The organism is Thiomicrospira sp. (genome assembly GCF_014859555.1).
Taxonomy (GTDB): Bacteria; Pseudomonadota; Gammaproteobacteria; order Thiomicrospirales; family Thiomicrospiraceae; genus Thiomicrospira.
The window spans coordinates 1-2,751 of sequence record NZ_JACUTY010000104.1 but is presented as its reverse complement, the minus strand read 5'-3'; the positions used below and the strand labels follow the sequence as shown (position 1 = coordinate 2,751).

At 43.8% G+C, this 2,751-nt stretch carries 4 protein-coding genes; 1 reads left to right on the top strand and 3 read right to left on the bottom strand.

Translation table 11 applies throughout. The features are described 5' to 3' along the window. Positions 1-163: 163 nt before the first annotated feature. Positions 164-493: an H-NS histone family protein gene (locus IBX48_RS10130; RefSeq protein WP_296834138.1), complete on the top strand. Its 330-nt coding sequence runs from the start codon at positions 164-166 to the stop codon at positions 491-493. Positions 494-505: 12 nt separating this feature from the next. Here the strand turns inward: IBX48_RS10130 and IBX48_RS10125 are convergent, their stop codons facing one another. The 3 genes from IBX48_RS10125 to lgt are packed head-to-tail and all read right to left on the bottom strand — an operon-like array spanning position 506 to position 2,663. Beyond that, entirely contained in the window at positions 506-1,021 is a 516-nt protein-coding gene (locus IBX48_RS10125) for a dihydrofolate reductase (RefSeq protein ID WP_296834133.1), read from the bottom strand. Further along, the gene (locus tag IBX48_RS10120) at positions 1,018-1,851 is read right to left on the bottom strand and encodes a thymidylate synthase (RefSeq protein WP_296834128.1); all 834 of its coding nucleotides are present in this window, start codon (positions 1,849-1,851) and stop codon (positions 1,018-1,020) included. Before IBX48_RS10120 ends, IBX48_RS10125 begins: the two co-directional genes overlap by 4 nt. Continuing rightward, complete coding sequence (gene lgt, locus IBX48_RS10115) at positions 1,848-2,663, bottom strand: prolipoprotein diacylglyceryl transferase (protein WP_296834123.1); 816 nt, start codon at positions 2,661-2,663, stop codon at positions 1,848-1,850. Before lgt ends, IBX48_RS10120 begins: the two co-directional genes overlap by 4 nt. Between the last annotated feature and the right edge of the window lie 88 nt (positions 2,664-2,751).

The following is a 2,751-nucleotide window of genomic DNA, read 5'->3' as shown; positions in this document are numbered from 1 at the left end:
AAGTGACCTTTAAGTCCCGCAGAATCAACCAGGGGTTAATCGAGGTGCCCAAATATATAACAGTCTAATTTGCACCTATTAACTTAATTAAGTTATTATTATTTTGTTATTATTTTGTTATTCAAATCATGCTATTTTTAATTTTTAGACCTAGGGGGTTGCGATGAATTTAGATAAGATGAGAACGATGGCAGTAGACGAGTTGGTTGAATTAAGACAAGCTATTGATAAACTGATTAGCCAAAAGCAAAAAGAGCAAACTAAAAATCTGGTAGAAGAGTTTAAAGTAAAAGCCGCTAAACTGGGCTTATCTCTCGAAGATATTATGGGTTTAGAAACTGGCAAGCCACGTAAAACAAAAGGTCAGAAAGTAGCGCCTAAATACCGTAACCCAAATGATGCCAGTCAAACTTGGACCGGACGTGGACGTAAACCTTTGTGGGTTGAAGACGCGTTAAATAAAGGTAAAAAACTGGACGATTTAGCGATTTAAATATCCTTCACTTCAATTACGCCGTTTATAAACCACAAAATCAAACGCAAACGCATGACGTTCATCCGCTGGATGTACTTCGCGCGACACCTCATACCAGGCCTGGTGGTCGATGACCGGAAAAAATGCATCGCCCTCTGGGCTGGCTTTTACCTCGGTAATATAAAGCTGATCAACTCGATCAAGCCATTGCGCATAAATTTGTGCGCCGCCCATAATCATCACTTCTTCACACTCTTTTAACTCAGCCAACGCCGCTTCGACCGAATTAAAAACCTTTGCACCTTCGGCTTGAAAACTTTCATTACGACTAATAATTAAATTAGGCCGATTCGGCAACGGCTTCGAACCAATCGATTCAAAAGTTTTACGCCCCATAATGACCGGTTTATTTAAGGTTTTAGATTTAAAGTATTTTAAATCGTCGGGTAAATGCCAAGGCATTTTATTGTCCTTACCGATCATACGATTTTGACCCATCGCGACAATCATAGATAAGGTTTGCGATTTATTTTGCTTAAAAGTCATACCGATACCTGAGCTTTAATATGAGGGTGAGATTGGTAATTCACAATTTCAAAGTCTTCAAACTCATAATCAAAAATCGAACTGGGCTTTCGTTTAATCACCAGGCCTGGTAATGGCATGGGTTCGCGTGTTAATTGCAGCTTTGCTTGTTCCAAGGTGTTGTTATATAAATGCACATCACCGCCAGTCCAAACAAACTCGCCGACTTCATAGCCGGTTTGTTGTGCCATCATGTGGACTAATAACGCATAGCTGGCAATATTAAATGGCACACCCAGAAACGTGTCCGCACTGCGTTGGTATAACTGGCAAGACAACTTGTTATTCGCCACATAAAACTGAAAAAACGCATGGCAGGTCGCCAAAGCCATTTTGCCGTTTTCGACATTTTGTTGCGGACTCACCGACTCATCCGGCAAATCCGCCGGGTTCCAGGCGGTGACAATCATACGTCGGCTGTTGGGGTTGGTTTTTAAGGTCTCAATCACTTGTTCTATCTGGTTGATAACTTCACCATTTGGGCTTTGCCAAGCCACCCATTGCTTGCCATATAGCGGCCCTAAATCACCCGATTCGGTGGCCCATTCATCCCAAATTCTGACTTGATGATCTTTTAGATATTGAATATTGGTATCACCACTTAAAAACCATAACAACTCATGCACAATTGAGCGAATATGTAATTTTTTGGTGGTGACTAACGGAAAACCTTTCTGTAAATCAAAACGCATTTGATAACCAAATACCGACAAAGTTCCGGTGCCGGTTCGATCGCCCTTTTGCACGCCGTTGTCCATAATATGCTGTAGTAAATCTAAATATTGCTTCATGCGTTTTTTCCTTTTAGCTGGTTGGCTGACGAGCGTTTAACGCCCCAAACCATCAATAATCCGCCCACAACAATCATCGGGATCGACAACAGCATTCCCATAGTTAGCCAGCCGCCGAGCAAATAACCCAAGTGTGCATCCGGCATTCTGAAGAACTCCGATACCACGCGGAACAGACCGTACAATATCAAGAATAAACCCGCTACCGAACCGGCAGGGCGCGGCTTGGACGAATACCACCATACCAGCGCAAACAATACCAAACCTTCCAGCAAAGCTTGCAACAGTTGGGTGGGATACTTTTGTACCGTTTCGTTCAGCAGCGGATCGTAAACCCACATTCCCCAAGGCGAGTCGGTGACTTTGCCCCAAAGTTCGCCGTTTATAAAGTTGCCGATCCGTCCCGCGAACAAACCAATCGTCACCAACGGTGCAACAAAGTCGGCCACACTAAACAGACTAAGGCCAACTTTACGAGTAAACAACCACATGCCCAAGGTCACGCCTAGCAAACCGCCATGGAACGACATGCCGCCCTGCCAAACCATCAGTAGCGAGAGTGGATTCGCCAATAATCCGGCAAAGTCATAAAACAACACATAACCGATTCGCCCCCCCAACACCACACCTAAAGCACAGTAAAACAACAGGTCGCCGACCTTGTCCTTATCCCAAACGGATGAGTTGCGTGCGCGCAGCAAACCCAGTAACCAAGCACTCGCAAACCCGATCACATACATTAAGCCATACCAATGAATGGCAATTGGGCCTAAAGCCAATGCTACTGGATCAATTTCTGGATAAGTCCACATGTTAAGCCTTCGTTATTTGGGTAAATATGTCTATTCTACAATGTTTTTGGCCTTGCTAGGGGCATCAAAACGGCCTCACAATATAAAG